The sequence below is a fragment of the Neorhizobium petrolearium genome (assembly GCF_029854435.1).
Classification (GTDB): Bacteria; Pseudomonadota; Alphaproteobacteria; order Rhizobiales; family Rhizobiaceae; genus Neorhizobium; species Neorhizobium petrolearium.
On the sequence record NZ_CP123000.1, the window covers coordinates 2,962,417 to 2,986,462 of the forward strand.

The following is a 24,046-nucleotide window of genomic DNA, read 5'->3' on the forward strand; positions in this document are numbered from 1 at the left end:
GCTGAACCGAAGGCATGCACGCGAACATCGAAATTGACGGCGTAAGTTTTGACTTCATCGACGTGCCGGCGGTCGTCGGCGAGGCGCTTGTGCGCATGCCCTATATCCATAGGATCTTGCTGGAGAACGTGCTGAGGACGGCCGGAGGCGACGCTGCGAGGGCCAAGGCGGCCATGATGGGTTGGCTAAAGACGGGCTCCAGCGATGCCGAGATCCCATTTCTGCCAAACCGCGTCCTGATGCACGACACGACTTGCGGCCCGGCTCTGGTCGACATTGCCGGCATGCGCTCCTGCCTGGCGGAGGCAGGCGGCGATCCGGCGCGGCTCAATCCGGTCGTGCCGGTCGACGTGTCTACCGATCATTCGGTCGCGGTGGACGCTTTTGGCGAACCTTTTGCCCTCAAACACAACATGAAGCGCGAATACGAGCGCAATGCCGAGCGCTACAGCTTCATGAAATGGGGAACGAATACGCTCACCGGTTTCCGGGTCCATCCCCCTGGGACCGGGATCATGCATACGCTCAATCTCGAACGCCTTGCCACGATCGCGACATCGCACCGGCAGGGCGGTCGGCTCTGGGCCATTCCCGACACGCTGATCGGCACCGACAGCCATACGCCGATGATCAACGGGATCGGAGTGTTAGCCTGGGGTGTGGGTGGGCTCGAGGCCGAAAGCGTCTTCTTTGGGATGCCGGTCACATTGCGGGTGCCTGATGTTGTCGGCGTCCGCCTGACGGGTGCGTTGAAGAAAGGTGTTCTTGCCACCGATCTGGCGCTCCTCGTCACGCATCTCTTGCGCCAGATCGACCTTCAGGACAAGTTCGTGGAGTTCCATGGCCCCGGCGTCTCCAATCTGACAGCCGGCGATCGAGCCGTCGTCGCCAACATGGCGCCTGAATTCGGGGCCAACAGCGGCTATTTTCCGATCGATCGCCAATCGATCGACTACCTGCTGAGAACTGGCCGCGGTGAGGGTCACGCACGGTTTGTCGAACGTTATGCGAAACGGGCTGGTCTTTGGTTCGATCCCTCCACCGATCCTTGCTACACCTCGACGCTCGCTCTGGACCTCGGCAGTGTCGAGCCGAGCCTTGCAGGCCCACGCCGCCCCCAGGACAGGATCGCGGTCAGCGAGACGCGTTTGGCCATTCGCGGAATGAAGAAGCGTTGCGACAAATCAACCAAACAGGGCGCACCCAATGACGGCGCCGTTGCAATCGCTGCGATCACCAGCTGCACGAACACCTCCGATCCGCGGCTTCTCGTGGCGGCAGGTCTCCTCGCCCGCAAGGCACGCGCCTGGGGGCTCCGGCCAGCGCCTTGGGTGAAGACGTCCCTTGCGCCCGGATCCCCGACCGCCGAGCGGTATCTCGCCCGCGCCGGCCTGTTGGAAGACTTAGAAGCCCTTGGCTTCGGCATCGTTGGATATGGCTGCACATCCTGTATCGGCAACTCTGGATCTCTGACCGAGCCTATTGCCGAGGCCATGACCGAACGCGGCATACTGCCGGTGGCGGTTCTGTCCGGGAACCGGAACTTTCCAGGCCGGGTGCATCCGCAGTTGGAGGCCGCCTTCCTCGCCCCGCCGCCTATGGTCGTCGCCTTCGCGCTCGCCGGAACCGTCGCGCTCGACATTCTGCGGGATCCGATCGGCACTTCCGCCGATGGAACGGCGGTCACGCTGTCGATGCTCTGGCCAGATGCTTGCGAAATCGACGCAACTCTTTTGGCCGCGTCTGACGCGAATGATTTTTCGCTCGCCTATGATGCCGCTGAGGCGAGCAGGACCTGGAAAGAGCTTCCCGCACCTGGAACGACACTGTTTCCTTGGGATGAAGGCTCCACCTATATCCGGCGCCCTCCATTCGCAAGCTTCGGCGAAGGAATACGGCTCGGCACCTATGAAGCGCATCCGATCCTCGTTCTCGGCGACGACATCACCACTGATCATATTTCTCCAGCCGGTGCCATCCCGGCAAACGGCGCGGCAGGGCGGCATCTCATCGAACGCGGCGAAGACCCGAAGAACCTCAACGTCTTTTCATCTCGCCGCGGAAACTGGGAAGTCATGGTTCGCGGCCTCTTCACCAACAAGACAGTGGGTAACCTTCTGGCAACAGGCATTGCGCCAGGCTCCACTGTTTATGCCGGGTCGGAGAAGGTCCTCCCGCTATGGGATGCGGCGCAGCGCTACAAGGCTGAGGGAAAGTCCGTCGTGCTTGTGGCGGGAGAGCGATACGGGATGGGCTCGTCCCGCGACTGGGCGGCCAAGGGCGTGGCACTTCTTGGCGTGCGGGCCGTCCTTGCATCAAGCTTCGAGCGCATACACCGCTCGAACCTGATCGGCATGGGCATCCTGCCGCTGCGTTTTCCACCCAATGTGAAGCCGCAGACGCTCGAACTTCGTGCGAACGATCTCCTGGCAATCCACGCCGATATCGACATGGTCTCCCCACGCTGCGAGATACCGGTCACGGTCAAAAGAGCCAACGAGCCATCGATGACGTTCAACACATCCGCGGCGATTGAAACAAATGCCGAAATTGAGATCTTGCGCGCCGGCGGCATCCTTTCGCTTATCCTCAAGCGGTGTCACGCAGAAGTGCCGCAGTCCAGGTGACCCAATGAGCATGTCTCGATGACTTCCATTCTTCGATGACAGACGAGGTGCAGGGATGAGGGTGATCGCCCTCGCCTCAGCAATGGGGACGGATCGCGAGCCTCCAGGCTGCCTCTCTTTCGAAAGTCGATCCGAACCGGAGTTTGATCGTCCCTGTCTCGTTCCACCGTCCGGAACGGAAGTTCCCGGTCGCCCAGGCCGATATTCGCATCCAGATCAGGATTTCCATCACCATATTCGCAAGAATGGTAATAACGCATTTTCTTCACCGGTTCCGGCGGGGAGCTGCTGAACTCTCAAGAAAGGAAAGTTCATGTCTAGCGACGCCGCTCACTGCGAACAGGCAGTGCGCCTTGCCGTCATCTGCCGCGACCCCTGCGCCCCCTCAGAGCTTTGCTCCAACCCTCAGTCTCAGGCTCAACTATCCGGAGGCACTAGAGGGCAGACAACAACAACCATCTAAGAGCTAACCCACATCACTCGGCCCCCGGCCAATCATGACAGCCATATGGCCTCTGCCATCCCTATACCGAACGCGCCTCCCTATAATGCTCGATAACCTTGACGGAACCGAAGGTCTACAAGACGACTTATTGATGGGTGCCGATGCGATCGCTGCATATCTCGGCATCACCCGCCGTCAGGTTTATCGTCTCGTTCATGATCGTATAATGCCTTCCTTCACAGGATTATGAGAGGTAAGGCGATTAACAATTTTCTGGGGCGCAGGGGCAAATATGACTGGAAAGGCGACAGTGACCACCGCCGGCGAAGATGACCTCCTCCATGTAGTGGAACCGATTGAGGGTTGCTTTCAAAATTCGTCGAGTCTCGGTCACTCGGTCGGCACCCTGAGACGCGTGACCAGGCAGAGTTTAAGCGCCCTGTCATCGAAGCGAAAACGATCATCGATACAGAGCTGGGCTCCAGCCAACTCCTTTTCACTCAATTTGGCAACTGTAAATATCCATTCAGGCGGCATGGCGGGAGGCCCCCCCTATGCTGGGGGTGCAGGAAGCTGCAGTTATCGTGCGCGGGGCGATAAACGGCATTAGTCGGAAGGTGGCAAACTCATATGCGGCGCCTCAGCTCATCGGCGGCATTCGAAGCTCGCTGCATTGTTCGCGTCGCCCTCGCCTTTGTAATGCGCATATGAAGGATATGGGCAAAGCGGCCTTGTTCGATCGGCAGGTGCGGCTCCTCCTGCGTCCACGCTTTGTGGAGCCTTTCCATTTTCCACCCAATCAACGAGTTTCGTCAGCATGTCGAACTTTTCGAGCCCGCCTGGACCTCCCCGGCAATGCGACATGCCTGGAACCAGATAGAGCCTTGCCCAATCATCGGCAGGTATGTTGGTCTTCGTTGCCTTTTTCATTCGATTGAAGAAGTCGATGGTGTCATTGGCGGAAAACCATGGATCGCTCATCCCATGGAAGAAGATGATTTTACTCCCCTTTGAGGCAAAGGAACTGAGATCGGTCCATTGGTCTACATTGATCAGCCGTTGCTGCGGATCGTCGACATCCACCTTCTCAATAGCGTCGTCGACATCAAATGTGAGGGCATGATTGGCGAATTGGCGGTTGCGCTTGTCGTCGAAGCGCATGAGGCCGGGAATGGCGTCAGTCGTGCTCATAATCCCGCTATCGTAGGGAAATGCGGGATAGGCCGTTCGCCCTGACGCGTCGAGGGTCGGAGAAAAAATCTCGGCAACGACCTTGGCCTGTTCGGGTCTCAGGCAATCCTTTGATGTACCGCTTGCGCATATCAGGCTCGAAGGATCGAATTTGCAGGCAGAGGCATTTGCGATCATGCCGTCTTCGATCCCATCCAGCTTATCGCAGGCATTTAAAATTCCGCTTAGAACGAGCTTCCGATCAGCATCGCTGAAGGCGGCAGAACGATCAGGCACCCCATCCGTTCCTACTGGCGAAATCCGGTTCATCGCCACATTCTTTTGGGCCAAGGACATATTCGAACGTCCGGTGCGTATGGCGGGGGCCCCGGCAATGATACCGTCAAACAGCAAGGGGAAGCGCTGCGCGGAGGTCATCGCCTCTCTCCCGCCCGTTGAGCAGCCGGCAAAATAAGAATGGTGCGCGCTTGTCCCGTAGTAGTTTGAAACAATCGCCTTTCCCAGAACGGTAACCTTTTCGACCGACCATCCGGCAAAGTTCAGCGTCGCAATCTGGTCAGCCTTGAACGAGCCATCCCACACCTCTCCTCGATGGCCGCTGTCATGCGAAATAACGGCAAAGCCCCGAGCAAGTGCGGTGTTCGCCCCGGCCGCGACATCCCCGATGGGCGGCTTCACCACACCGTTTAGTCCCCCTCCTCCTTGAACGAGGAACCGCCCTGACCAATCATCCGGCAAGGCGATCGAAAAACCGATAGCGTACGGTTTTCCGTCGGCTCCCGTTCGATGCTCAAAGGAGCCGTTCACCAAACAATAGGACGGTCCCTTGCCGCTGACGTAGTCTGTGCCGGCAACTTTCACGTCAAACCCCGGCAACTCGAGGGCTCTTGCGGCTTTGCACGTCGCACCGGCCGATTGGTCGGACGCCCCGTATGCGAGTTGCACCATCAATAAAAGCGCTGAAGCCGTTGCAGATAGCAGCGTTCTCATGCCTATCTCCTCCCTATTGCCTTCTCCACTCTCCCACAACAAATGGAACGAATCTCAGGCTTCCTGTCAATCGACAACTGCAAGCTTGCGAGGACGTTGGTTTCAGCGCCCAGGCCATGCCCTAGACAGTGCCGCGCAAGGGCGGCGTCGCCTTGACGGATTTTGCTGTGCCAAGTGCTATTCGATGACATGATCGAAGAGCACCCACTCGTTACCGACGCCATCGTTTTCCAGACGAAATTATCGCCCAGGCCGTAGGCTCTCTTGTCGGTCTCCGCTGAACCTGCGCGACGTCGAGGACCTGTTCGCCGAGCGCGGCACTGCGATCAGTCCGATCTGGAGCTATGCGATGATGGTGATGCCGGCGCGCTGCCCGAAGCGGCGCATTTCGAGCAGAAAGTCATCGTCCTTTCCGACGTCGATCTCCTCGATCACCTCGAAATCATCCTCGCCAATGCGATCTTCGAACAGAACGAGACATCGTTCCGGATCGCACTGCCTGGAGGTCCAGATCATCCCGTCGAGATCCGGACGCGCCTTATGGATCGCCTTTGCCCAAAGGACGGTTCGGGCGTAGCTCGATTTGGGCGTGTCGATGATCTGGCCCCGGTCGATCCCCCAGAGTTTCAGGTCGGGGGCAAAAAGCGCAGCAAGGGGTAAATCACGCTTCGGCGATATCGTGCTGGCGGTCCTGGCTTCCACATTATTCAAGCGGACGGTCTTGAACCTCGCGGCAGGATCGATGTCGTGGAAGATCGTTTCGAAAGCGGCCGCTTGTCGGCTGGTGGCGGCGTAAAGCGTTGCGACACAGCCGCCAGCCGCGTCCAGGAAGGGAGCGAAGCGGGTCGGCTGTCCCTTGCAGGGATTGAACTGCGCGGAGCGGAAGGCGGACAAATGATTGCGATGGAGGACGGTTCCGGCTGAGAGCGTTTGGGCGTTGACGGTTGGAAACGGATCGGGCGGTAGAGGCAGCGGGGATGTCACCCGACCACCTCTTGCCTTTCATGCTCGGCCGCTTCGGTTACGGCCTTGGCGTTATCGAGCACGTCGACCGGCGCCTTGTCGCCCAGCCAGCCATTGGTCGACACGAACCAGAACGCCTTCTGCCATCCAGACAGGTGCGCGGGCAGCGCCTTCAGCACCTTCTTGATCGCCGGATGCGGTCGGCCGTCGCGGAACTGGAAGGCTGGATAATATTCGGTGCCGCGATGAAGGACGGAGAAGATCTCGCCATTCTTTTTCCACCGGGCGGCAGTCGCATAGGGGTTCTTCGTCTGCAAGCCTGCCTTGGCGCCGATCTCCGCGCTTGTCAGTTGCGGGACTTCCGAAATGAACCTGTCACGCAGTTCCAGATTGTCCGCCGCGAGCGCTCCCCTCGCTACGGACAAATCATCGGGCAGCATGAGATCGGCAAGCTTGCTGATCGTCGCCTCGAACCGGCTTTCGTCCAGGTTCTCCGACACGCGCACCAGCGTCTCGAGGAAGTTTCTGACGGCGCTCCGCTCGCCTTCGGCCAGATCCGGCTTGAGCTGCAAGAGCACGGACCTGCCGCTCACGAAATCCGCAAAGGCGTCAGCCAGCTTGTCGAACTCGATCCCAGCCGCTCCCTCCCTCGGAAGGCCCGAAGGCACAGCTTGCTCTACGCTTTGCCGGAACGCCCTGACCAAGGCATCGTGGAGCGTCTGATCGTCCGGCCCGCGTATAGGCGCAGTCCTGAGCGCCCGCCTGGTGCGAGGCACTTTTCGATCACCTGGTGATGGGACAACCCCGTCGATCATCAGGAATTGGGAAATGAGCGCTTCGGTCATGATCTGCACATGAGATAGTTTAGTTACGTATCCATATCACGTATATCACGTCACGTCGACTACAAGACCCGTTCCAACCCGATCTGCGCATTTTTGATCGCGGTCGAGCCGATGGCACCCACTTTGCGCGTGAATGGATGGTTCAATTCGGTCCTTGGCCCTCGATCCGCACACCTCTGACCCGCGTGAAGACCGGAGGCAAAAATCGACTGCTGCTCATAGCGCAGTTGCAAATCCGGTCGTTGGGCATCTTAGTGACAAGATTGGTCGTCGTCCCCTCGTGCTGACGTCGGCCGCGGGCCTAGGCTATCGACCGACTTTCGGACGAACCGGTACGAAGGCCGTGGCGAGGCTAGAGCGAACTTCTAATTCGAAGGCATCCTGCCCATCACGCGTGGACTGAAAGGAGCGTTGATCGGTCTGTATTCGAGGCAAGCGGCGCTGCCGTAGCCGTCAGTATAAAACCACTCGACCCGCCCCTCCAGACCGATGGCCTCGGCCTCGACTCTTGCGATGGTCGACAGCCCGGGCATGGCGGGACGATCGCAATCGGCCTTGCCTGCCAACAGCCAGTCCACCGCATGCACGACACAAGTGCCGGCGAACTTCGATGCGCCCGTGATCGGCATACGTCGTGGTCAGGGTTTCGGCGATATCCGCGTCGGGGTCGGCAAAGTAGTCCCCGACGTCTCGCAAGGTCGTCGGCCTGTTGTTCTTCAGCGAAAACAGATAGTCGGCACCGCGATCGAGCACCGTCTGGCCGGTGTCGCGATTGCAATGGACGGCATCGGCCGTGATCAACGCTCCCCGGACGTCGATCATCTCCAGCAACGCCCGTGCGGCGATGATCGCGTTTTCGCCCACCCCGAACGCCGCCTGCCCCAGGACCAGTTGCGCCTCGGCAGCGAAGGCTGTCACGACATGAAGCGGGCTCTTGGCCGCCGCCCGATCGAAAGAGCGGCGCAACGTCTTGCCGTCAATGGCGATGATACCCGCACCATCCGCTCCCAACGCCTCCAGAAAGCGCCCGAACGCCGACGATAGGGATGATGGGTCAAGCAACCGGAACAGCCGCGAAAACGTGTCATGGCTCGGAAGACCATTCTCCAGGATCAGAAATTCCCGAAACAAAGCCTCCCGATCCTCGGCAAAATCGGCGAAATCAACGCAGCTGTCACAGCCGCAAATCGACGCTACAAGCGCTATCGTCAATATCTCCAGAAGATCGTGACGCCGTGCATTGCCCGTCCGAGGATCAGTGATCCCGTGAAGTATCGTAATGAGCGAAACCATAAAAAGCTCCAAAGCAGAGCTCCCTAAAGAATCCATCTCAATTCAAGCCGCCATATTTTTTTCTAAATGCGATTCCCCTGCGGCTCGATGCCGTGCCACTTGCGCAGCAGATAACATGTCGATAAATTTTACAAAAATCGACACGTAATCCCGACCTGTCGATGACGTCGACAGGTCATTCCCGCATGTCGATCAGAAAGTAGGTGATCGACATGACCTTTCGTCCGGACCGCCCGTTCAACGACCTCCCTGCCCTGCCGCCGGCACAGGACATAGAGACCAAACCCGTGCTGAAGGCCTGCATCGAGGCACGGGCCGCTCTGGCGGGGAGCTGCGGGTCTCCGGGCGGATCATCCCCAACCAGGCGGTGCTGATCAACTCCATCCCGCTGCTCGAAGCCCAAGCGAGTTCCGAGATCGAGAACATCGTCACCACCACCGACCGATTATTCCGCTTCGCCAATGATACGGGCGGTCAGGCGGACCCGGCGACCAGGGAGGCGCTGCGCTATCGCACCGCCTTGAACCGTGGTTTCGGAATGCTGCAGCAGCGCCCACTTTCGACGACCATCGCCGTCGAGGTCTGCAGAACCATCAAGGGTGTCGAACTCGACATCCGCAACACGCCCGGCACCGCGTTGATGAACGATGCCACCGGGGCCGTGATCTACACCCCGCCTGAAGGTGAAGACCTGCTGCGCGCCAAGCTTGCGAACTGGGAACGTTATATCCACGAGGCAGAGGATACCGACCCGCTGATCCGACTCGCGATAATGCATTATCAGTTCGAGGCTATCCATCCCTTCATCGACGGCAATGGCCGCACGGGAAGAGTGCTGAACCTGCTCTATCTGGTGGACAAGGGGGTGCTGGACATCCCGGTGCTGTATCTCAGCCGGCACATCATCCAGAACAAGGCGGTCTACTACAGGTATCTGCTGGAGGTCACCACGCAGGGGGCCTGGGAGCAATGGCTGCTGTTCATGCTGGAGGCCGTCAGGGCGACGGCCCGATGGACGACAGCGCGGATCCACGCGATCCGCGACCTGCTGGAACAGACCGCCGCGCGGATGCGTCAGAACCTGCCCAAGGTCTATTCCCGTGAACTGGCCGAACTGATCTTCGTCAACCCCTATTGCCGGATCGGCGATCTCGTGGGCTCTGGTGTCGCCAAACGACAGACAGCGGCAGTCTACCTCAAGGCGATGGTTTCCGAAGGGTTGCTGGAAGAAGTAAAGGTCGGGCGCGAGAACCTCTACATCAATCCCGCTCTGCTGGCACTGCTGTCGGAACGCGATCACTCAGACGCCTAACCAGGCGGCAGTTGTGCTCCCCAGGGACCGCGCGCGCAAAGATTTTCTTGCAAAGTTCAGTAGGGGAACCGTGCGGTGTTCATGCGGCGAAGTGCTTGGCGATGTTGCCTGCGGCGTCCTGGCTAAGCTGCGGCCCTTCGAAGGTCTCGATCATGCGGCCCGGAAAGTGCTTGTCATACCATGCGATCTTTCTCGCCCGGTGCTCTTGGTAAGAATCTGAAGACGTCATCCCCCAGTGCTCCCAATACTAGTGCACTGACGCAAATCAGCCCGGTCTGAGCATTCTCCGGCCGCCGCGCCGACAAAAGCGTCGAGACATCGCCCTGCACAAGCAAGGTGCAGGGCTGCCGAGCGCGCGTGAGCGCCATATAGAGGAGCTCGGAGGACGGCGATCGGCCCTTCGAACGAGGCACCACCACATAGGAATGGTTAAACTCGCAGCCCTGCGCTTTGTGGACGGAAATCGCGTACGCCAGCTCCAGATTGTCTTCGACACTCTCGAACCTGCCGTTTGCGGAGAGTTCGCTGCCATAGCCGACGGCAAGGTGATCCTTCCTTTCAAACTTGACTTGGAAGCGTTTCAGCCGGGGCGTAAACTTCTTGTCGAAGTTGTGCTTTTGGACAAAGCCGATCTCGCCGTCAAACACTTCGACCCGTTCGGCTTTGCGGGTCTGAAAATTGTAGGCCCAGACTGGGTCAGACTGAGGTCCGCGGACCAATAGTGCTTGGCGATATTCTGGGAGTTGCGGATGACGTGATAGGCAATTTCAGGGTTTCCCCCTTCGAATGTATCCGGGGCTGCACCACACATGCGACAATACATTCTCTGATGAACAACTGCCGCAAAATATTGCAATGCGGGCGCAGCATCTTCCTGGTTCACGATAGCCTGCATTTCCCACCGCAGGTATTTCTTGTCCGATTGAGATTGGGATTTTTTCACATCATCATTGATCCCGTATCGGGATCATGATAAAAGGTCAGTTCATGAGGATTATCGCTCGGCGCACCCTGCGGGTATTCGTTGACAGCCTTGCAGGGCAGAAAGATCAGCCCGCCGTCAAGTCTGCGCTCGATGCCTGGTTCGATGAAGTCAGCAAGGCGAGCTGGGCGAGTTCCGCCGACGTGAGGAGGCTGTATGCCACGGCGAGCATCGTCAGCGCCGAGCGGATTGTGTTCAACATAAAGGGAAATGACTACCGGCTCGTGGTGGCGGTCGATTTCGAGAAGAGCATCGTCTGGATCAAATGGATCGGTACGCACAGAGCATATGACAAGATTGACGTGACAGAGGTGACGCATGGCGACTGACCTGAAGCCCATTCGCACGGAAGCGGACTACGACGCGGCGCTCGCGGAAGTGGAACGGCTTTGGGGTGCAAAAAGCGGTACGCGAGAAGGCGACCGACTTGATGTTCTGGCAACCCTCATCGAAGTCTATGAAGCTAAGCATCATCCGATGGACCCGCCTGACCCGATCGAGGCGATCAAATTTCGGATGGAACAGCAAGGACTGACCCGCAAGGATCTCGAGCCGATCTTCGGCACCCGCAACCGCACCTCGGAAATCCTTAATCGGCGACGCGGCCTGTCGATTGAAATGATCCGGCAATTGCACGCAACGCTCGGTATTTCGGCCGAGGTGCTGATCCGCCCCTCCCTCCACGACAAGGCGGCCTGACCGGAAGGAACTGTCCGATGACCCGCGTCGCGCGCTACGTCCGCGCGAAGAGGCAAAGCGAGAACAGTGGCAGATCGTCGCGACCTCCAAGGATGCAGCCATCTCCGGCTCTAAATCGTCGGGCGGATTCACAAAATCCGCCGGACGATTTAGTCTCCTTGACGATGTGCCGCGGGATGTCCCTGACTGGCCGCCCAGCGCATCTGCGATCTATGCCGGCAAGGTCGCCCGCCTGACGGAAGCGCCAAATCGCCCCGAGAAACGGACCGAAGCGGCGTAGGTTTTGCGTACCTTGATTGAAAAGATCGTCCTTCGTCCCGGCCCACAGCGAGGCGATATTGACGCGATGTTGTACGGCGAACTAAGCACGATCCTGAATTGGATCGAGCGCCAAGCTGTTGGAACTATTGCACAACAACAACTCCCGCAGCAATGGCTACGGGAGTGTCGGTATCAGTGGTTGCGGGGCTGGCTTCAACTGCTGGCATAAATCCTGCTGGCCTGCTGGTTTCTTCGGCCTTGGCGAAGTCGAGAATGCCGAACAACTCGCCGCATAGGGTGGCATGAACCTCGCCACGCTTGGCTCCGGGGGTAAGGACAATTTCCCCGATGAGGCTACGCAGCGCCTCCGCCGCCTGCCTGCCGCCGTCCGGGTCGCTGAGGACTTCGGACAGGCGCTCGACGCGGCGGCGATAGAGGTCGGCGAGGTTCGGGTGAATGTCGGGCATGTCCGCGGGCGCTTGCGCAAGGCGGGCGACGATTTCCGCCTTCTGCCGTTCAAGGTCATCCATGCGCGCTTTCATGCTCGGCTGGTACATACCGTCCTCGATAGCCGCGATAATGCCCGCAATCGCCTTCTCGATCTTCGCAAGCACCTTCTGGTCCGTGGCGGCCTGTGCACGCCGGTCACGGTTCAGCCGGTTCATTTCCTCCGCATAGGCGCGGACGGCTTCTGCAACCGCTTCCGACGACACCAGCCGCTCTTTCAGGCCGGTCAGCACGCGGGCCTCGATCTTGTCACGGGTGATCGACCTGCCATTGTCGCAGGTGCCGCGCCGGTGATGGTTGAGGCAGGCATAACGGTTCGGTGTGATGATGCCGACCTTGCCGCCGCAGCGCCCGCAGGTGAGAAGACCGGAAAGCAGATGAACGGGTCTGTTCGCCAGATGCACACGCTTCATGCGCCCCTCTAGCGTGTTGGCGGGATTGGGGCCGAAGATTTCCGATATCTGTTTCTGCCGTGCGCGAGCGGCGTTCCACAGTTCATCGTCCACGATGCGTAGGTGCGGAACCTCCGTCCTGATCCACTGGCTTTCCGGATTGATGCGCGACACGCGCTTGCCGGTGGACGGGTCTTTCACGAAGCGCAAGCGGTTCCAGACAAGGACGCCGGCATATAGCTCGTTGTTGACGATGCCGGTGCCACGCGAGACATGGCCGCGGATGCTGGTATCGCCCCATGCGCGGCCAAGCGGGCCGGGAACGCCTTCCCGGTTCAGATCGACGGCAATCGCCTTGGGGCTTTTGCCCGATGCAAATTCCCGGAAGATGCGGCGGATGATGGTGGCTTCTTCGGGAATGATCTCGCGATCACCCCGGAGAGGTTCGCCGTTGGCATCGAATTTCTTCACGACACGATAGCCGTAGCAAAGCCCACCGCCTGCCTTGCCCTTCTCCACCCTGCCCCGAAGACCGCGATGGGTCTTCATGGCAAGGTCTTTCAGGAACAAGGCATTCATCGTGCCTTTCAGGCCGACATGCAGTTCGGAGATTTCTCCCTCGGCCAAGGTGACGATGGTGACGCCTGCGAACTTCAGATGCTTGTAGAGAGTCGCCACATCCGCCTGATCGCGGCTGATGCGGTCCAGAGCCTCGGCCAGCAATATCTTAAACTCGCCGCGCTGCGCGTCCCGCACAAGCCGCTGGATGCCGGAACGGAGGATTGTGCTGGAACCGGATATCGCCGCGTCCTCATAGGAACCGACGATCTCCCACCGTTCCCGGCCCGCATGTTCCCGGCAAAGCCGGAACTGGTCCTCAATCGACGCCTCGCTCTGGCTGTCGGACGAATAGCGGGCATAAAGGGCTGCGCGGGTCATGTTCAAGCTTCTCCTTCATTCAGCAATGGGCTGCGGCTGCCGACATTTGCGCCGGAGCGTCATGGCTGGCGCTGCCTGCCAGCGCACGCCCCGCCTTTCCTGCTTCAGAAGCCCACGCCGGGAGGAAACTGCCCGGTCAAGGCTGGTGCGCAGCACCACCGCGGAACGCGGCGTGGCCTTGAGGGGGCGGTTTCGTTCCGGCCCAATCGCTGCAAGCCAAAAAAGGTTTTCATCGCACCCGTTCAGGTCCGATGCATTGCATCAAATGGTGTCTTCCTTCAGCGGCGGCACATCCGGTGCTTTGTCCAGCAAGCCTGTCAGCGCACCGCGCTTCGTCGTACCTGCACGCGCTTTCAGGAATTCGCTGGCCGTCTCCACAGCCCCGATCTTCTGCGCAACGGCAGAGATGATCCACTGATTGAGCGATACGCCGTCCTCCTGCGCCAGACGTGCCGCCGTTTCCTTGAGCGACTGCGGCAGTTGCAGCGGATATTTGTAGCGTTGGGTCTGCGTCATGTGTTCAATCTCCTGACGATCTCTCCCGGTGTAATCACAGTCACGCCCAGCCCGAGCGCCGGACGGAAATCCCTGACGTTATGCGTCACGATGGCCTCGGCCTGTCCGTTCAACGCGGCTTCCAGCACCATTTCGTCCGCGACATCGGAGAGCATCGGCCGCGTCCGAAACGAAATATCGACGCCTTCGGCAATGGCGGCAAGCGCGCTCATCACCGAAGCGACGTCCTCAAGACTATGGCCGGTTGCCTGCCGGGTTTCCTCCCGGCTCAGCACCGCCTCATATTCCAGAAACAGCGCCGTCGAGCAAAGCGGCGTCACCAAGCCCTTGTCTGCGAAACGCAGAAGCAGGTTGCTCGCGCCGTTGCGGCTGCGGAACGCGGACACGATTACATTGGTGTCAAGAACCAGCCTCATGGGAGATAATTTATAGACATCCCATAAGATGTCAAATCTTGATTGGCACTTGCCGTCATCCCTCGTCATCCTCGGCGCTTTCCGGGCGGTCAGCGTTTGCGGCCCGGTTATCGTTGGCGGCAGTACGGGCTGCAAAATCCTCCCGTGCCATCTGCCTGCCGACCAGTCGGGCGATAGACAGCACAACCGCATCCGCCGCTCGGAAGCATCGGCTTTGCCTCCGCTCTCCTGTCCATCGGGCGGGCGGTTGTCATTCGCCGGACCTTCTCCGTTATTGAGCTTTCCGTCATCGACCATCGCTGCGCTCTCCCTCCGGCCGCCATGCGACGGGGTATGCGACCCAGCGATTGATGTCGGATTCCCGCCATCCCGCACCGTTGACGCGGATCCTGATCTGCGCGGGAAACGTGCCCTCGGCGATCTTGCGGTAGATCGTGGAGCGGGAAAGGCCTGTGCGGGAAAGCACGGTGTTCAGGCGGATGATACGGTCTGGCATGAGCATGGCGGCGCTGCCTCCTGCTGGTTCTTCGTGGCCGCCCCTAATCCAGACAGAACAAGAATTTATTGTTTTGCAAGAGGTATTTAGCCGTCGTCGTACTGTGGCGCGCAAAGGGCGGTAAAAAGGAAAAACCTGGGGTTCGATATTCCAGCCCCGCACCCAAGATCGATACCGTGATGGAAGGCAGATTCAAGGCCGAGTCTACGGCCTGCTTCGGATGCGATGCAAAGCTCGCGGTTGCGGTTGGCAAGGATGGATTCCGGCTATGGATCGCGGGCAAGCTTGCGGCGGATCTCACCAAATTTGGAGGAGAATCAGGACTGAGGTCACTCGCGCGGGCCGTCTATAACGCAAAAGTGAAGGTAGCGCCGCTTTGCCTCCGCAAGACGACCCTCTCGGGGAGAGTGACCGTAAGCCTTTGAATTGCAGCGCTTCGACCAGCCATTAGATAAAAAGAAATTACAGACGACGGGATTCAACCCAGCCTTGCGCTTCTGAAATTATGAGATTACCACTCATCTTAATGGGGATGATGTGTTCGAAAATATCGCGAAACTTAAATTTCCCATTGTTAGGCCCACGGATCGAGCATCACGGCGTTTTTTTATTTATACCCGTATTTCATTGCGTATAATTGAATTAATCTCGATTAACATTAATATTTTTCAAAAATACTTAGGTGTTTTGCGAAAAAAACAGAACTTCAACGGAATTATAAGCGTATTTCTTGGACTTACATGAATAAGCAACCCTTGTGAGGACACAATGTAAACAGTTCTTGAGCCGATAATTATTCGAAATCCAGACATAACTAACAGTTATTATACCCAATTTCCTTCATTTTCCTTGCAGGATTATGGCGATGACTGGGCTCATACGCAATATATGATTGATCTCGCGATCGAGTCCTACAAAATATACTGGATGAATAGAGCAGTTGAGCTTTTTCAGTCCATTGAAGGTTATGTTATGTTTGGCATCCTGCTGGATCAATTGGCTGTTGATGATCTCTCTGCGTTTAAGGAAACCATGTATGGTTACGCTTACTATGAGCACATATTGGAGGCTGGAGAGACAATTGCAGATCTGCCCCAGGCAATGGCAGATAATGACATGCCCCCTGAGACCATGCCGACAACCTATGATTCATATGACAATACCTTCGATGGCAACTATGCGACACCGATGGCCGCGCTGTCTCATTATCTCTTTGGTGATGGCGAGGAGATGAATGTATCGATACATGGTGTCGGCCTCAGCCTTACTCCGAACGATGTTGTTGTCGAAGGTTATCGTCCTCTGGAAATGCTGGCTGCGGACACCAGTTTTATCGGCACCAAGAGCGTTACAGTTGAGCAATTCGGCTACGACACGGCCGACTCGTCCTTCATCTCCGGCGCGTATCTCGGAAACATTTCGTTGAAACTCGAAGGCGACTCACACGCTATGCTGACGGCAGTTGGGACTTTGAGGGCAATGTAACTGCCTATAACGATATCTACGACTTCAACCCGAGCACACATCGAGACTGGTGGGAGGAAACATTTACTAATGTGATGGAGATGCTTCCCGGCTCCGCTTATTATATCGACATTCAAGGTTCCATCCCCGTCGAGTGGCACAGCGATATCGGGGCGTGAAGCAATGAGGGCAATTGTCGTCGTAATGTTATTCGCAGCTCCGGCACAAGGAGCACTTTCGGCTGAACTTGCGGCTGCCGAACCTCAATGCAGCAGTCTATCGCAAGGGGAGTTAGAACAGCGGATAAAGAGCTATACGGCGAGGCCCTCGCTGTCACGTATTCTGGCAGCGGATAGTCTGGAAATCTTACTACAGCGCGCAAGTTACAGCGATGCCGCCGCGCTTTGGTCAGTACCGTTTTATCTGGTGAATGACGGAAAGCGGGTGAAGCGTTTCTTCGCCTTGCTTGATTGTGATGGCGGGGTAGAACTGTCGCGTGATCAATGGTTCAAGCCAAAATAAGACCGAAAGCGGCATAGAAAACCGGTAACTTCCGCATGTGGAGAGGCTGTCCTCTTTTGAAGTCCTTTCCTCTGACTTCCACGATTTTGGGAATTTCATTGATCAGCGGCGTTGTCAACGCGCTCGCGCTGACCTCGCCGCTGTTCATGCTGCCGGTCTACGACAGGGTCCTGGCAAGCGGCAGCGTCCCGACGCTGGCGGGCCTCGCCGTGCTTGCTGTGGGGCTTTATGCGTTCCAGTCCGTGCTCGATGCCCTGCGCCTGTGACAGTTCACGCGGAATGGCGAACTCCACCTCGCGGGCAAGCTGGGCATCCTTGCGAACCTCGAAGGCTTCGACATCGTTCCAGAGCCGTTCGCGGTCGCCCCATTGTTCCGGCGCGTGTTCCGGCAGCATGACCTCGGAATGGACGACGCCGCGTTTGGCGGAAAAGTCCTGAACGCGGTCAATGCGATCGTCGCGCAGCCGTGACGCCGAGCGGTAGGCGGCGGACGCCACCGCGCTGGAGCCTGCCTTGCGGCCAATGACCTTGACGTGAAGATGATAGATCGCCATAGCGATCTGAACATCAGCACGGAAAAGCGCACATCGGCACGACGTATAAGCGCGCCCTCCCTCGAAAAAATCTCGGGCGGGACCGGCGCGTGCCATACCGTCCCACCAACATAGAAGCGTTTCGCAAGAGGCTCAACTATCATGCCTGCATCGACAACAAACGGAACCGATGGAGACGGACATGCGCAAGCCGAGAGATTTCGACGCGGAACTGAGGGCGCTGGAAGACAAGGCCAAGGAACTGAAACAGCGCAAGGTGCAACAACTTGGCGAACTGCTGATCGCCACCGGGGCTGATAGCCTCACGCCCGACGAACTGGCCGGCGCGTTGGTCGCCATCGCAGAGACGAAGGACGCAACCAAGCGGGAGGCGTGGGCCAGACGCGGGGCGGCGTGGTTTCGGAACAAATCGCGGCGATCTGCTGCGGCAAATGATCATGACGCTGGTAGCTATCCGACGCAATCGGGCAGCGCGCAATCGCCATCAGGTGCAACGGGCGCGGAATGACATGGGGACATGGCAAGTCGAGCGACGAAAGAGAACGCGGCACCTGATCGAGCTTAGCGGCCTCGTCGTCAAGGCGGGCATCGTGGACCTGACGAACGATGACCGCTCCATTATCTTCGGCGCGATGATTTGGATGGCCGAAAAGCTCCAAAGCGAACAGGGCGAACAGGGCGAACAGGCGCGTAATCTGTGGACCGAGAGAGGAAAACAGGCGTTCAAGGATTGAGCGCGCAGTCTGGGCATGGCTTGGCGCTTGCACTGGGAAGGAGAACTGTTTTGGGTAGCAGGTGCGGGAGGCGATGGACCAGCACCACGAGCATCATATCGAACAGAGACGCGCTATCCGTAAGTAGAACGATCGAAAGCAAGTTCAGCCGTATCGCGCCGCGGATTAGCAGGGCGGTAAGTTCACCGGAACAATGCAACTATCGAGCGGCAAATACGTCCTGGTCGAGAAATCGGCGAGTTCACCTTAGTTCCCGACGGCCGGTCATAGACCGCGAGATCGCGTGGGCGCTGTGCAGAGGGGCTCGAAATCGTGGCAGTTGAGACGGTGGCCTGGACTGGAGATTCAGGTATTGCCAGCATCAAGCACCGCTTTATATCACGTCTGCGACCAGTTCCTTTGGAAGCATTGCTGGTTATCGCAATTGTTGAGCAACTGTTTTAGCGATGGCCTTTGCCGTCGATTGCAGATCCCGATCGGGGGTCTTTGTGAGACCGGTTGCCAGATTGACGCCGGCCGATGCGAGAACATAACCACCCGTCGCAGCTCCAATACCGAGCGGCATGACAATGCCTGGCTTATAGCCACTCCCCGCATTCGTCCTGAAACCTGCAATGACCTTCTGCTCAGCCAACGTAGAGGCCAGGAGCTTGGCGTCGACTTCAAGCTGTGATTTCCCATACCCAAAGCCGATGATAAGGCGCTTCGTCGCATTGCCCCTCTCCGCTCTTGTTATCGAGAGCGCGAGCAAAGCCGTTCTTTCCCGTCCAAAACCCCTTTGTCCCTCCATCGACGACACGCTGACGGTCGGAATGCTGCGCTTTTTCAATTCAGCGACAACAAGGTCCTGAAGTTGAGCTGCGGCGTTCGCTGCATCGCTATACGACAAGTCATTCGTTGCGACTGAAGACCTTGCCTCCACAACTATCAATTCAGTTTTCCCTTTTTCGGCTCCCGTGGCACTTGTCATGGTGACGCGGGCGCCGCAGCCGACCAAGACGGTGACAGCGATTGCCAGGATCATAGAAGACGAAAATCGGAGCATGAGAGAACCCTGATTGCGCTGTTGTGAAATATGACGAAGAACTGCCCCGCAACAGAACAGGCAAAACCTCACACGGACATCCGGTTAGGTCAGAATTGCGTAGAGCGCAGGCCGTTGACGGAAGGCCCCGACCTGTGTTCAGGAGCAAGTCTCATGCTGCCATCGTCCAATCGATAGCTGCTCGAGCAGTGCATCTTTCCGCTCATCTCGTCCTTGAGGCAGATCTCGTAGCCATCCTTGTCTACGAAGAAGGCGGCACAGGTATTACCCTTCATTTCATCAGGGAGAAGGCAGACTTCGACAAGAGGAAGCGGGACAGCATCGGGTTCCTCGCCGAAGGCGGCCTCCACTGTAAATAAGAGGGAAAACAGGACGGGCGAGCCCCACAGGATGCCCTGAACAGCGGAAATTCTGGTCATGTCCGGCGCCGTAGTCCTATTGTTATCGTTGAAACTGACGCGTGCCTGTTGCTGTCCCGCCGCGAGGACCTGTTCTGGTCACGCTACAGGACTGTGTGTTGGCGCTGCAGTTTCGGACCCGTGATGCACTGTTTCCATAGGGACCAACTGTCTCCCTCGTAGCTGAGCATTCTCCGCCGCTGCATGTGCGCGTATGGTTTGTGGAGCCTCCATAAACACCTGTCGCTGAACGGGTCGCCGTGCAACTTCCGTCGGCACAATTGACCGACCGATCATAGGAGGTGACGCGCGGCGGGGGCGCGACAGGATAGGCGGGATAGGGACGATAATAGGACGTCCAACGGCCGTACCATGGATACGCTGGGTAATAGGCATCCCAGTAGGCCTTGCTGAAGGCCACGACTGTAACGCCGACAACTGGCGCTATGGCGGGCGTGAGCACGACCGGGCCTCCTTTATAGACGACCTGAATGTAATTGGCCGAAACCCAGCCGCGGTAGGTCCCGAAGGCAATGTCGCACCAAGTGTAGCCTGAAAGGCAGCCGTGCGTCGTGATGCGGGCTCCGACCGGAACCACGACGACAACGGGATAAGCAGTGGAAGGCCCTGCCCGCAAATTGACATTTCCCGTTGCCACTGCAACGGTGGCCGCAGTGGCGACCGACGAAGCACCGGCCAATATCGCCACTGCCAGCAAGAGCTTTCTCAACATCATGATCTCCATTCTTTTCTTTGCGATGTCGCGTGCGCGACAGGGATGAGGTATGATTGAATTCGAACTTGGCTGGCGTCTTTCCCAGCTGTTGAGTTTTGTAGAGATTTGTATCAGCCGGCAGTTGCCGTGCCGTCATTGGCTATGTACTCGGAGGCGATCTTGCCGTCCCTGAGTTCGATCGTGCGGTCGAAGAGATCCTGGACCCGAGGATCGTGTGTGACGACGGCAACACCGGCTTGTCTCGTGTCAGCGATCTGCCGGAACAGGGCAATCACCTGGCGCCCCCGGACGCTGTCGAGCGCAGCGGTGGGTTCATCGGCAAGGATCAGCGATGGATCGTTTGCAAGTGCTCGGGCAACCGCAACGCGCTGCTGCTCGCCACCGGAAAGCCGTGTCGGGAGATTGTCGATGCGGTGGGCAAGATCCACACTATCGAGCAGGTTTGAGGCATATTGGCGCGCCGGTCGCGACGGTACATCGTCAATCTCGAGCGCGAGTGCCACGTTTTCGACGGCGGTCAGAAAGGGAATGAGATTGGCCTTCTGGAAGACGAAGCCGATATTGTTGCGTCGGAAGTCCCTGAGGCTGTCCAGATCGGCGTCCGGATGCGAGACCAGCCGATCCCGGAAATAAACCTCGCCGGCCGTCGGAGGCTCCAGCAGCCCGGCGATCAACAGCAGTGTGCTCTTGCCCGAACCGCTCGGACCGAGAATGCCGACGACTTCGCCCGGACGAATGTCCAACGAAACATCGTCGAGTGCACGGACCACGGTTTCGCCGCTCGAATAGTAGCGGCACGCGTTCCGCACGCTCAGGATTGCTGGACTGCTCATGACAGCACCTCCTGCGCCCGGACCTTGAGGGCGCGGGAAATGCCGAGCAAGCTGGCAAAGCCGCAGATGATGGCCATAGCGAGCGCAAGCATTCCGAGATCAAGGGTGTCCATGACGACCCTGCGCGGAAAAAAAGGAAAAAGGAGCTTGGAAAGCGCAAACCCGAGCAAAAGGCCTCCGGCACCGATCAAATAGGATTGTTCGGCAATCATTCCGATAATGACCGAGTTGCGTGCACCGATCAGCTTCAGCATCGCGATCTGATGACGCTTTTCCATGGTCAGCATGTAGATGATAAGCGAGATGACGATTGCCATCACGATAAGCAGCACCGCTGTGAAGGCTAGGATCTGCACCCTCAGCCGCCAGAGGCGCTGGTTGAGCAGGAGGTTCTCCTGGTCGGCCTTGCTGAGAACATTCGCATCGCCCCAAACCATGATCGCGGCGCGTACCGCTTTCTCGTTCGCCGCTGGGTTAAGCGTCACCAGCGTTGCTGCGATCTTGCTGTCCTGCTGAACGGAACTGCCGCTTGCCGCCTCCACACTTTGCCCCCTTGCGTTTCGGGCAAGCAGCACTTCTTCGCTCGTCCTGCGCTGGGCGATTGCCATGGCATCATTCACCGTGACGAAAAGTAGGCCGTCGCCGCCCATGTCGACCATTCCCCGCGTCATACCGACGATCGTATAGTCATCCTGGCCGAGCCGTACGCGATCACCGAGACCGAGACCGATGCTGGGGTCGGCGATCGCCTCGAAATGGCCGTTCGCCAGATGTCGGCCGGCGGTCAGCGGTACCCATTCGCCACGGTCCTTCGGATAGTCGAGTCCAGTGATAGAGGCACGCAACTGCCGATCGCCAAAGGCGAATTGCTGGCTGACCTGCACGAACCGCCGCACGTTGGCAACGCCAGCAATGCCCTCCACGCGGCGGTCCATGTCGGACGATATCGCCGAGCTTTCCGAGAACGGACCGGAGCGTCCGCCTTGCACAACCCACAGGTCGGCGCCGATGCGATCAATGATCAGCAGCGCATCCTCGACGATGCCGCGGTAAAGGCCAATCATGCCAACTGAGGCGGTCACTAGGAAGGCGACGCCGGCCGCAGTCATCAGGAAGCGGCCGAGATTGTGTCGGATGTCCTTGAATCCGAGATTCATAATTGCCTCGCCACTTCCTTGACCCGCATGAAGGAATAGGCGCTCTCGGGATTGGTGATCAGGACGTCGCCCCCGTTGAGCCCGTCCACAATCTCGACGAATTTCCCTCCGATCGCACCGAGTTCGCAGAAACGCCATGCCGCCCTGCCGTTTTGGACCACCCAGACGCCAGGGCTGCCATCCTTTCTTCCGATGGCCGCGGAAGGGACGGCAATGACTCCACTCTTGCCGGCGATGCCGATGACGGCGATACCGCGCTGGCCTATCGCCCAGTTTGCCGGCAAGCCGTCAGGCGTGATATCAGCGGTGAACTCCCGTGTTTCTGTGTCAACCTGACGACTGATACGGCGCACCTTCCCGCTGATGGAAGTCTGCTGCTGTGAGACGAACCGGATCGTCGCGGTTTGACCTGCCGAGATCGAAGCAATCCCGCTTTCATCGAAACGGGCCGTGAGCACAATACTCAAGGGGTCGGCGATTTCCACGATCGCTGTGCCGGGTGAAACGATGTCCCCGATATTGAGGTTGCGGGCGATCACCACGCCGTCGATCGGCGCGCGGATCACCGACTTGTCCAGCAGCGCCCGGTTCATCTCGACAGTCGCGACGGCCGCCGCTTCCTGCGCCTCGGCCTGATGAACGGAGGAGTAGGCCTTGGCGACGTCGGCTTCCCCCTGCTGAACAGAGGTTTCAGCCGATTCAAGGGCAGATCGTGATGACGTGCCGGTGCGCGCCAGTTCCCGTTGCCGGACAAGCGTTGAACGGGCATTTGCGAGTGTAGCTTCAGCTCGCCGGCTGTCGGCATAAGCCGCTTCCACGGCCTTACGGGCAGCTTCTTGCGATGCGATGGAAGCGTTAAGCTGCGCCTTCAGATCCTGGGCGTTTACTTCGGCGATGATTTCGCCTTTGGCGACCACGTCGTTGCGATCGACGTAAAGCGCAGTGATGACGCCCTGCAGACTGGAGCTGACACCAGCTTTGTCGATCGCATCAAGCGTGCCGGGTCCTGTGATCTCCGCCTGGAAAAAGCCACGGCTCGCAGACATCAATTCTACTGGTTTGGCGACCATGTAGCGCGTTGCCAGCAGAACTGTAACCACCATCAAAATAACCGTGATCAGTACAGCTATCCTGTTTCCCGATCGCGAAGGTGTAGAAGGCGGCCGAGCAAGGGCACTTTGATGCTGCCTTCCGCCGGATCGCAGGCTGGCTGGCAAGACCGGATGTGTTTGCGACGGTTCGGCTTTTTCTTCCGGTTTCACTTCGCTCACCGGTCTGCCGCCAGTATTGGGTCCAGGCGACAGCTTTTCTGTTGCCGGAACGATCGGATTCGGGCGCAGGTCGAGATCTCCAGGCGAGGATGCGCCCGACAGAGCCTGGATAGGGCGGGAAGGTGCTCCATCGGGCGCTGCGGGCGTCATCGTGCGATGCTGCCCTGACGGGTTATCGTTCCTCCATATGGGCCTGTGGTCGTGCGTGAGCCGCTGCAGGAACCGGTTGCGGAATTGCAGCTCGCGGCTGCGGATCGGATCAAGGTTCCGCCATAAGGGCCTGTACGTGCAATGCTGCGAGAGCACGAACCTCCGCTGCATCCTCCCTGGGCATGCACGGAGGATATTCCCCGTGGGCCGGTAACAGTTGCATTGCGCTCGACAGCGCCGGCCTCACCGATGCCGGCGAGAGCGAGAACGCCGATAATAACGCCCGCTCGCAGTCTTCTGTTCATCTC

23 protein-coding genes and 6 pseudogenes are annotated in these 24,046 nt (G+C 58.5%); 11 read left to right on the plus strand and 18 right to left on the minus strand.

All coding sequences use genetic code 11. From position 1 onward, the window contains the following. Positions 1–14 precede the first annotated feature (14 nt). Positions 15–2,627, plus strand: a complete 2,613-nt coding sequence (acnA, locus tag QEO92_RS14670; RefSeq protein WP_227703541.1) for an aconitate hydratase AcnA — start codon at positions 15–17, stop codon at positions 2,625–2,627. A 1,090-nt stretch (positions 2,628–3,717) separates the two neighbouring features. Here the strand turns inward: acnA and QEO92_RS14675 are convergent. The 4 genes and pseudogenes from QEO92_RS14675 to QEO92_RS14690 form a co-directional block, all read right to left on the minus strand. Then, positions 3,718–5,253: a tannase/feruloyl esterase family alpha/beta hydrolase gene (locus tag QEO92_RS14675; protein ID WP_081952929.1), complete on the minus strand. Its 1,536-nt coding sequence runs from the start codon at positions 5,251–5,253 to the stop codon at positions 3,718–3,720. A gap of 342 nt (positions 5,254–5,595) precedes the next feature. Next, a complete protein-coding gene (locus tag QEO92_RS14680) occupies positions 5,596–6,237 on the minus strand; it encodes an RES family NAD+ phosphorylase (RefSeq protein WP_037155616.1) in 642 nt (213 codons plus the stop codon). Continuing rightward, positions 6,234–7,061, minus strand: coding sequence for a hypothetical protein (locus QEO92_RS14685; RefSeq protein WP_037155677.1), 828 nt, complete (start codon positions 7,059–7,061; stop codon positions 6,234–6,236). Before QEO92_RS14685 ends, QEO92_RS14680 begins: the two co-directional genes overlap by 4 nt. Before the next feature lie 497 nt (positions 7,062–7,558). After that, positions 7,559–8,354, minus strand: a pseudogene (locus QEO92_RS14690) (ISAs1 family transposase); the annotation flags it as partial. Positions 8,355–8,721: 367 nt separating this feature from the next. Here QEO92_RS14690 and QEO92_RS14695 point away from each other — a divergent pair. Next, positions 8,722–9,666: a Fic family protein gene (locus QEO92_RS14695; RefSeq protein ID WP_280107442.1), complete on the plus strand. Its 945-nt coding sequence runs from the start codon at positions 8,722–8,724 to the stop codon at positions 9,664–9,666. A 173-nt stretch (positions 9,667–9,839) separates the two neighbouring features. Here the strand turns inward: QEO92_RS14695 and QEO92_RS14700 are convergent, their stop codons facing one another. Then, complete coding sequence (locus QEO92_RS14700) at positions 9,840–10,313, minus strand: ATP-binding domain-containing protein (protein WP_161784787.1); 474 nt, start codon at positions 10,311–10,313, stop codon at positions 9,840–9,842. 56 nt (positions 10,314–10,369) lie between these two features. After that, positions 10,370–10,564, minus strand: a pseudogene (locus tag QEO92_RS14705) (hypothetical protein); the annotation flags it as partial. Positions 10,565–10,653: 89 nt separating this feature from the next. Here QEO92_RS14705 and QEO92_RS14710 point away from each other — a divergent pair. Together QEO92_RS14710 and QEO92_RS14715 are read left to right on the plus strand one after the other, a co-directional pair. Next, entirely contained in the window at positions 10,654–10,977 is a 324-nt protein-coding gene (locus QEO92_RS14710) for a type II toxin-antitoxin system HigB family toxin (protein ID WP_037155621.1), read from the plus strand. Beyond that, positions 10,967–11,347 (plus strand): helix-turn-helix domain-containing protein, encoded by a 381-nt coding sequence (locus QEO92_RS14715; RefSeq protein ID WP_037155623.1) that lies wholly within the window; start codon positions 10,967–10,969, stop codon positions 11,345–11,347. The genes QEO92_RS14710 and QEO92_RS14715 overlap by 11 nt, the downstream gene beginning before the upstream one ends. Before the next feature lie 404 nt (positions 11,348–11,751). On the opposite strand, the gene QEO92_RS14720 is transcribed toward QEO92_RS14715, so the two are convergent. The 5 genes from QEO92_RS14720 to QEO92_RS14740 form a co-directional block, all read right to left on the minus strand. Next, the gene (locus QEO92_RS14720; protein ID WP_227703542.1) at positions 11,752–13,446 is read right to left on the minus strand and encodes a recombinase family protein; all 1,695 of its coding nucleotides are present in this window, start codon (positions 13,444–13,446) and stop codon (positions 11,752–11,754) included. Between the two features lie 261 nt (positions 13,447–13,707). After that, positions 13,708–13,962 (minus strand): toxin-antitoxin system HicB family antitoxin, encoded by a 255-nt coding sequence (locus QEO92_RS14725; protein ID WP_037155628.1) that lies wholly within the window; start codon positions 13,960–13,962, stop codon positions 13,708–13,710. Continuing rightward, complete coding sequence (locus tag QEO92_RS14730) at positions 13,959–14,378, minus strand: putative toxin-antitoxin system toxin component, PIN family (RefSeq protein ID WP_037155631.1); 420 nt, start codon at positions 14,376–14,378, stop codon at positions 13,959–13,961. The genes QEO92_RS14725 and QEO92_RS14730 overlap by 4 nt, the downstream gene beginning before the upstream one ends. A gap of 55 nt (positions 14,379–14,433) precedes the next feature. Further along, positions 14,434–14,562, minus strand: a complete 129-nt coding sequence (locus QEO92_RS14735; protein ID WP_265105695.1) for a hypothetical protein — start codon at positions 14,560–14,562, stop codon at positions 14,434–14,436. A gap of 102 nt (positions 14,563–14,664) precedes the next feature. After that, complete coding sequence (locus QEO92_RS14740; protein ID WP_227703543.1) at positions 14,665–14,880, minus strand: helix-turn-helix transcriptional regulator; 216 nt, start codon at positions 14,878–14,880, stop codon at positions 14,665–14,667. Between the two features lie 1,182 nt (positions 14,881–16,062). Here QEO92_RS14740 and QEO92_RS33245 point away from each other — a divergent pair. From QEO92_RS33245 to QEO92_RS14760, 3 genes and pseudogenes are all read left to right on the plus strand, one after another. Next, positions 16,063–16,517 (plus strand): annotated as a pseudogene (locus QEO92_RS33245) (lipid II-degrading bacteriocin). Between the two features lie 4 nt (positions 16,518–16,521). Next, complete coding sequence (locus tag QEO92_RS14755) at positions 16,522–16,860, plus strand: hypothetical protein (protein ID WP_227703544.1); 339 nt, start codon at positions 16,522–16,524, stop codon at positions 16,858–16,860. A 35-nt stretch (positions 16,861–16,895) separates the two neighbouring features. After that, positions 16,896–17,120 (plus strand): annotated as a pseudogene (locus tag QEO92_RS14760) (type I secretion system permease/ATPase); the annotation flags it as partial. Here QEO92_RS14760 and QEO92_RS14765 read toward each other — a convergent pair. Then, positions 17,106–17,414 (minus strand): annotated as a pseudogene (locus QEO92_RS14765) (MobA/MobL family protein); the annotation flags it as partial. The pseudogenes QEO92_RS14760 and QEO92_RS14765 sit on opposite strands and share 15 nt — an antisense overlap. A gap of 181 nt (positions 17,415–17,595) precedes the next feature. Between QEO92_RS14765 and QEO92_RS14770 the strand changes: the two are divergent. The 3 genes and pseudogenes from QEO92_RS14770 to QEO92_RS33250 all read left to right on the plus strand — a co-directional run. After that, positions 17,596–17,922, plus strand: a complete 327-nt coding sequence (locus QEO92_RS14770) for a conjugal transfer protein TraD (RefSeq protein ID WP_227703545.1) — start codon at positions 17,596–17,598, stop codon at positions 17,920–17,922. A 1-nt stretch (position 17,923) separates the two neighbouring features. Continuing rightward, positions 17,924–18,148, plus strand: coding sequence for a conjugal transfer protein TraD (locus tag QEO92_RS14775; protein WP_227703546.1), 225 nt, complete (start codon positions 17,924–17,926; stop codon positions 18,146–18,148). Between the two features lie 58 nt (positions 18,149–18,206). Continuing rightward, a pseudogene (locus tag QEO92_RS33250) lies at positions 18,207–18,491 on the plus strand (DUF3363 domain-containing protein); the annotation flags it as partial. 72 nt (positions 18,492–18,563) lie between these two features. On the opposite strand, the gene QEO92_RS14780 reads toward QEO92_RS33250, so the two are convergent. From QEO92_RS14780 to QEO92_RS14790, 3 genes are all read right to left on the minus strand, one after another. Then, positions 18,564–19,193, minus strand: coding sequence for a DUF4410 domain-containing protein (locus tag QEO92_RS14780; RefSeq protein ID WP_227703547.1), 630 nt, complete (start codon positions 19,191–19,193; stop codon positions 18,564–18,566). An 89-nt stretch (positions 19,194–19,282) separates the two neighbouring features. Then, positions 19,283–19,612 carry a hypothetical protein gene (locus QEO92_RS14785; protein ID WP_227703548.1) on the minus strand — a complete coding sequence of 110 codons (330 nt, stop codon included), beginning with the start codon at positions 19,610–19,612 and terminating at the stop codon, positions 19,283–19,285. A gap of 22 nt (positions 19,613–19,634) precedes the next feature. Continuing rightward, positions 19,635–20,249: an SH3 domain-containing protein gene (locus tag QEO92_RS14790; RefSeq protein WP_227705172.1), complete on the minus strand. Its 615-nt coding sequence runs from the start codon at positions 20,247–20,249 to the stop codon at positions 19,635–19,637. Here QEO92_RS14790 and QEO92_RS14795 point away from each other — a divergent pair. Beyond that, positions 20,230–20,373 (plus strand): hypothetical protein, encoded by a 144-nt coding sequence (locus QEO92_RS14795; protein WP_280107530.1) that lies wholly within the window; start codon positions 20,230–20,232, stop codon positions 20,371–20,373. The two genes, QEO92_RS14790 and QEO92_RS14795, sit on opposite strands and share 20 nt — an antisense overlap. A 64-nt stretch (positions 20,374–20,437) precedes the next feature. Here the strand turns inward: QEO92_RS14795 and QEO92_RS14800 are convergent, their stop codons facing one another. Genes QEO92_RS14800 through QEO92_RS14810 form a run of 3 tightly spaced genes read right to left on the minus strand, consistent with a single transcriptional unit; the run spans position 20,438 to position 23,738 of the window. Beyond that, on the minus strand, positions 20,438–21,160 hold the full coding sequence (locus QEO92_RS14800) for an ABC transporter ATP-binding protein (protein ID WP_227703549.1): 723 nt from the start codon (positions 21,158–21,160) through the stop codon (positions 20,438–20,440). After that, positions 21,157–22,317, minus strand: a complete 1,161-nt coding sequence (locus QEO92_RS14805) for an ABC transporter permease (protein WP_227703550.1) — start codon at positions 22,315–22,317, stop codon at positions 21,157–21,159. The genes QEO92_RS14800 and QEO92_RS14805 overlap by 4 nt, the downstream gene beginning before the upstream one ends. Then, on the minus strand, positions 22,314–23,738 hold the full coding sequence (locus QEO92_RS14810; protein ID WP_227703551.1) for an efflux RND transporter periplasmic adaptor subunit: 1,425 nt from the start codon (positions 23,736–23,738) through the stop codon (positions 22,314–22,316). The genes QEO92_RS14805 and QEO92_RS14810 overlap by 4 nt, the downstream gene beginning before the upstream one ends. Positions 23,739–24,046 lie beyond the last annotated feature (308 nt).

What these genes read in the sequence shown, in the direction of transcription:
- QEO92_RS14730 (WP_037155631.1), bottom strand. Translation starts at nt 14,378, where the DNA reads ATGAGGCTGGTTCTTGACACCAATGTAATCGTGTCCGCGTTCCGCAGC.
- QEO92_RS14800 (WP_227703549.1), bottom strand. Translation starts at nt 21,160, where the DNA reads ATGAGCAGTCCAGCAATCCTGAGCGTGCGGAACGCGTGCCGCTACTAT.
- QEO92_RS14675 (WP_081952929.1), bottom strand. Translation starts at nt 5,253, where the DNA reads ATGAGAACGCTGCTATCTGCAACGGCTTCAGCGCTTTTATTGATGGTG.
- QEO92_RS14810 (WP_227703551.1), bottom strand. Translation starts at nt 23,738, where the DNA reads ATGACGCCCGCAGCGCCCGATGGAGCACCTTCCCGCCCTATCCAGGCT.
- QEO92_RS14780 (WP_227703547.1), bottom strand. Translation starts at nt 19,193, where the DNA reads ATGCTCCGATTTTCGTCTTCTATGATCCTGGCAATCGCTGTCACCGTC.
- acnA (WP_227703541.1), top strand. Translation starts at nt 15, where the DNA reads ATGCACGCGAACATCGAAATTGACGGCGTAAGTTTTGACTTCATCGAC.
- QEO92_RS14755 (WP_227703544.1), top strand. Translation starts at nt 16,522, where the DNA reads ATGAGGGCAATTGTCGTCGTAATGTTATTCGCAGCTCCGGCACAAGGA.
- QEO92_RS14785 (WP_227703548.1), bottom strand. Translation starts at nt 19,612, where the DNA reads ATGACCAGAATTTCCGCTGTTCAGGGCATCCTGTGGGGCTCGCCCGTC.
- QEO92_RS14685 (WP_037155677.1), bottom strand. Translation starts at nt 7,061, where the DNA reads ATGACCGAAGCGCTCATTTCCCAATTCCTGATGATCGACGGGGTTGTC.
- QEO92_RS14770 (WP_227703545.1), top strand. Translation starts at nt 17,596, where the DNA reads ATGCGCAAGCCGAGAGATTTCGACGCGGAACTGAGGGCGCTGGAAGAC.
- QEO92_RS14710 (WP_037155621.1), top strand. Translation starts at nt 10,654, where the DNA reads ATGAGGATTATCGCTCGGCGCACCCTGCGGGTATTCGTTGACAGCCTT.
- QEO92_RS14740 (WP_227703543.1), bottom strand. Translation starts at nt 14,880, where the DNA reads ATGCTCATGCCAGACCGTATCATCCGCCTGAACACCGTGCTTTCCCGC.
- QEO92_RS14725 (WP_037155628.1), bottom strand. Translation starts at nt 13,962, where the DNA reads ATGACGCAGACCCAACGCTACAAATATCCGCTGCAACTGCCGCAGTCG.
- QEO92_RS14775 (WP_227703546.1), top strand. Translation starts at nt 17,924, where the DNA reads ATGGGGACATGGCAAGTCGAGCGACGAAAGAGAACGCGGCACCTGATC.
- QEO92_RS14805 (WP_227703550.1), bottom strand. Translation starts at nt 22,317, where the DNA reads ATGAATCTCGGATTCAAGGACATCCGACACAATCTCGGCCGCTTCCTG.
- QEO92_RS14720 (WP_227703542.1), bottom strand. Translation starts at nt 13,446, where the DNA reads ATGACCCGCGCAGCCCTTTATGCCCGCTATTCGTCCGACAGCCAGAGC.
- QEO92_RS14715 (WP_037155623.1), top strand. Translation starts at nt 10,967, where the DNA reads ATGGCGACTGACCTGAAGCCCATTCGCACGGAAGCGGACTACGACGCG.